Source organism: Nocardia farcinica, assembly GCF_029867845.1.
GTDB lineage: Bacteria > Actinomycetota > Actinomycetes > Mycobacteriales > Mycobacteriaceae > Nocardia > Nocardia farcinica_A.
In genome coordinates, this window is record NZ_JARWRU010000497.1 from 1 (window position 1) to 4,268 (window position 4,268).

A 4,268-nucleotide genomic window follows, 5' to 3' on the forward strand; every position below is an offset into this window, starting at 1 on the left:
GGGCCTTGCTTTGGGGGGGGAGGGGCGGGGAACCGGGTTTGATTCTCGTTCTGGGGGCCACGTTCGGTTGCATCCGCCCGGGGGGGGGGGGCCGCGTGCCTGCTCAGCGCCTGCGGCGCGAACGGGGACTCCCCCGCCACCGCCGACCCCGCGCCCGACCGCCCGCTGCGCGGCACCACCTGGGCGGTCACCGAGGTGCTCGGCACCGACGAGGCACTCGACCCGGTGGCCGCGCAGGCCCACCTGCTGATCGCCGAGGACGGCGCGGTGTCCGGCTCGGCCGGCTGCAACAACCTGATCGGCACCGCGACCGTGCGCGACGAGACCGCGACCACCGCGACGATCGACTTCCGGGTCGGGACCACCCGGATGATGTGCGAGCCGGAGCGGATGGCCGTCGAGAACGCGGTGCTGTCGGTGCTCATCGAGAACACCGAGGCGGCGATCTCCGGCGACCGGCTCACCCTCTCCCGCAAGAGCGGTATCGGGCTGGTGCTGAGCGCCGAGTAGTTGCTCCGGGGCCACCGGCCTCGGGCACAGGCGGGCCGACTCCCTCCGCTGGACCAGCCGGGCACCCGCGCGACGACTCCGAGCGGGTCGAGAGACGACTCGGCCCGGTACCCCGCTCCAGGAGATACCGGGCCGATCCGTTCAGCCGTGTCGGGCCGATCAGGGCAGCGGGCCGCCCGCGGCGATGGCCGACAGGGTGGCGAACTCGTCGCCCTTGAGCGAGGCTCCGCCCACCAGCGCGCCGTCAACATCGGGCTGGGCCACCAGCTCGCCGACGTTCTTGGCGTTCACCGAACCGCCGTAGAGCACGCGCACCTGCGCGGCCACCTCCGGCGAGGCCAGCTGCGCCAGCTCCGCGCGGATCGCGCCGCACACCTCCTGCGCGTCGGCCGCCGAGGCGACCTTGCCGGTGCCGATCGCCCACACGGGTTCGTAGGCGATGACGACCTTCGCGATCTGCTCGGCCGACAGGCCCTTCAGCGAACCGCGCAACTGCTCGAGGTTGTACTCGACGTGCGTGCCCGCCTCGCGGACGCCGAGGCCCTCACCGATGCACACGATCGGGGTGAGGCCGTGTTCGAGCGCCTTCCTGGCCTTGCCGAGCACCGTGGCGTCGTCCTCGTTGTGGTACTGACGACGCTCCGAGTGCCCGACCACCACATAGGTGCAGCCCAGCTTGGCGAGCATGCTCGCGGCGATCTCACCGGTGTAGGCGCCCGATTCGTGCACCGAGACGTCCTGCGCACCGTAGGTGAGCAGCAGCTTGTCGCCCTCCACCAGCGTCTGCACGCTGCGCAGGTCGACGAACGGCGGGATCACCGCGACGTCGACCTTCTCGAAGTATTTCTCCGGCAACGCGAAAGCGATCTTCTGCACCAGGGCGATGGCCTCGAGGTGGTTGAGGTTCATCTTCCAGTTGCCGGCGATGAGCGGCTTACGTGCCATTCAGCGGCCCTCCAGGGCAGTGTCTTCCAAAACCCGGATACCGGGCAGTTCCTTGCCCTCCAGGTACTCCAGCGACGCGCCGCCGCCGGTGGAGATGTGCGAGAAGCCGTCCTCGGGAAGTCCGAGCGCGCGCACGGCCGCGGCCGAGTCGCCACCGCCGACGACGGTGAACGCGCCCTTGCCGGTGGCGGTCACGATCGCCTCGGCGACACCGCGGGTGCCCGCGGCGAACTTCTCGAACTCGAACACGCCCATCGGGCCGTTCCAGAACACCGTCTTGGCCTCGGTCAGCAGCGCGGCGAACCGCTTCACCGACTCGGGACCGATGTCCAGGCCGAGCCAGCCGTCCGGGATCTCGTTGGCCGCCACGACCTTCGAGTCCGCGTCGGCGGCGAACTTGTCGGCCACCACCACATCGTGCGGCAGGTGGATGACATCGGCGTAGCGCTCGAGCAGCCCCTTGCAGGTGTCGATCATCTCTTCCTGCAACAGCGAACCGCCGACCGAAAGGCCCTGGGCCGCGAGGAAGGTGAAGCACATGCCGCCGCCGATCACCAGGGTGTCGACCTTCGGCGCCAGCGCCTCGATGACGGCCAGCTTGTCGGAGACCTTCGAGCCGCCGAGCACGACCGCGTAGGGCCGCTCGGTGTTGTCGGTCAGCCTGGCCAGCACGTCGACCTCGGCGGCGACCAGCGTGCCCGCGTAGTGGGGGAGCAGCTTGGCCACGTCGTAGACCGAGGCCTGCGCGCGGTGCACCACGCCGAAGCCGTCGGAGACGAACGCGCCGTCGTCGCCGACCAGTTCGACCAGGGCCGCGGCAAGCTTGCCACGCTCGCCCTCGTCCTTGCTGGTCTCGCGGGGATCGAAGCGCACGTTCTCCAGCAGCAGCACGTCGCCGTCGGTGAGGCCCTCCGAGCGCGAGAGCGCGTCGTAGCCCACCACGTCGCCGGCCAGCTGGACGTTGCGGCCGAGCAGCTCGGCCAGCTTCGCCGCGACCGGGGCGAGCGAGTACTTCGGGTCCGGCTCGCCCTTGGGACGACCCAGATGCGCCGTGACGACCACCTTCGCACCGGCCTCGACCAGCGCCTTCAGCGTCGGGATCGAGGCGAGGATCCGCCCGGGATCGGTGATCTGCCCGTTGTCGTCGAGGGGGACGTTCAGGTCGGAGCGCACCAGCACGCCCCGACCTTCGACACCCTCGTTCAGCAGATCCTGGAGTGTCTTGACAGCCATGCGATCAGAGGGACTTCGCGACGAGACCGATCAGGTCGGCCAGGCGGTTGGAGTAGCCCCACTCGTTGTCGTACCAGGACACGACCTTGACCTGGTCGTCGATGACCTTGGTCAGCGGCGCGTCGTAGATCGAGGAGTGCGGATCGGTGACGATGTCGCTGGAGACGATCGGGTCGGTGTTGTACTTCAGGATGCCCTTGAGCGGACCCTCGGCGGCGGCCTTCATCGCGGCGTTGATGTCCTCGATGGTGGCGGACTTGGCCAGGTTGGCGGTCAGGTCGGTGACCGAGCCGGTCGGGACCGGGACACGCAGCGCGTAGCCGTCGAGCTTGCCCTGCAGCTCGGGCAGCACCAGGCCGATGGCCTTGGCGGCGCCGGTGCCGGTGGGCACGATGTTCAGCGCGGCGGCGCGGGCGCGACGCAGGTCGCTGTGCGGGCCGTCCTGCAGGTTCTGGTCCTGGGTGTAGGCGTGGATGGTGGTCATCAGGCCCTTGACGATGCCGAATTCGTCGTGCAGGACCTTGGCCAGCGGGCCGAGGCAGTTGGTGGTGCACGAGGCGTTGGAGATGATGTTCTGGCTGCCGTCGTACTTGTCGTCGTTGACGCCCATCACGATGGTGATGTCCTCGCCCTTGGCCGGGGCGGAGATGATGACCTTCTTGGCGCCGGCGGCCAGGTGGCCCTTGGCCTTGGTGGCGTCGGTGAAGATGCCGGTGGACTCGACGACCACGTCGACGCCCAGGTCGCCCCACGGCAGCGCCGCCGGGCCCTCCTTGATGGCCAGCGCCTTGATCCGCTGGTCGCCCACCACGATGGTGTCCTCGCCGTCGAGCGAAACGTCCTTGGGCAGACGGCCCAGGATCGAGTCGTACTTCAGCAGCGTCGCGAGACTCGCGTTGTCGGTGAGGTCGTTGACCGCGACGATCTCGATGTCGGTGGTGCCCAGCGCCTTCTGCGCCTCCACCGCCCGGAAGAAGTTGCGTCCGATACGGCCGAAGCCGTTGATGCCTACCCGGACAGTCACGTTATCGCTCCTCAGCTTTCAAGCGGATAAATTCCGATGCGCCGTCCACCCTAATCGGAGGGGCACACCTCTCCGACACGCGCCTGCGATTCGTGAGGGCTCACACCCGCCGCGAGCACGGCCGATGGAGGTTTTCACACCGCCGAGGCGAATATTCGGTGGCGTCGCGCAGCGGTCCGGCGGCATGATCGCGGCGATGAGTACCGACCAGTCGCCCTCGTCCGCGGTCCTCGTACGGCCGGCGACCGCCGCCGACATCCCGTCCGCCGCCCGCACCCTCGCCCGCGCCTTCGCCGACTACCCGTGGACCAGGCACGTGACCGACGCCCGCGACCACGAGCGGCGGGTACTGGCCGTGCAGGAACTGTTCCTCACCCACGTCGGGCTGCCGCACGGCCGGGTCTGGGTCACCGACGACCACACCGCCGTCGCGGTCTGGACCACCCCCGACGTCGATCTCGGCCCGGTCTTCGCCGACCTCGCCCCGCGACTGGCCGAACTGGCGGGTGAACGGGCCGCCGCGCAGGAAGCCGCCGAGGCGGCATTGGCGCCGTAC

Annotated in this window: 4 protein-coding genes and 1 pseudogene; 2 read left to right on the forward strand and 3 right to left on the reverse strand. The window is 69.6% G+C overall.

The window, feature by feature from the left end:
* Window positions 1–165: 165 nt before the first annotated feature.
* Complete coding sequence (locus tag QH283_RS10845; RefSeq protein ID WP_280502892.1) at window positions 166–510, forward strand: META domain-containing protein; 345 nt, start codon at window positions 166–168, stop codon at window positions 508–510.
* A gap of 159 nt (window positions 511–669) precedes the next feature.
* Here the strand turns inward: QH283_RS10845 and tpiA are convergent, their stop codons facing one another.
* From tpiA to gap, 3 genes are read right to left on the reverse strand one after another with little or no spacing between them, the layout of a single operon-like run.
* Entirely contained in the window at window positions 670–1,455 is a 786-nt protein-coding gene (tpiA, locus tag QH283_RS10850; RefSeq protein WP_280502889.1) for a triose-phosphate isomerase, read from the reverse strand.
* The gene (locus tag QH283_RS10855; RefSeq protein ID WP_280502890.1) at window positions 1,456–2,688 is read right to left on the reverse strand and encodes a phosphoglycerate kinase; all 1,233 of its coding nucleotides are present in this window, start codon (window positions 2,686–2,688) and stop codon (window positions 1,456–1,458) included.
* A 4-nt stretch (window positions 2,689–2,692) separates the two neighbouring features.
* Window positions 2,693–3,712: a type I glyceraldehyde-3-phosphate dehydrogenase gene (gene gap / locus QH283_RS10860; protein WP_280502891.1), complete on the reverse strand. Its 1,020-nt coding sequence runs from the start codon at window positions 3,710–3,712 to the stop codon at window positions 2,693–2,695.
* A 196-nt stretch (window positions 3,713–3,908) separates the two neighbouring features.
* Here gap and QH283_RS10865 point away from each other — a divergent pair.
* A pseudogene (locus QH283_RS10865) lies at window positions 3,909–4,268 on the forward strand (GNAT family N-acetyltransferase); the annotation flags it as partial.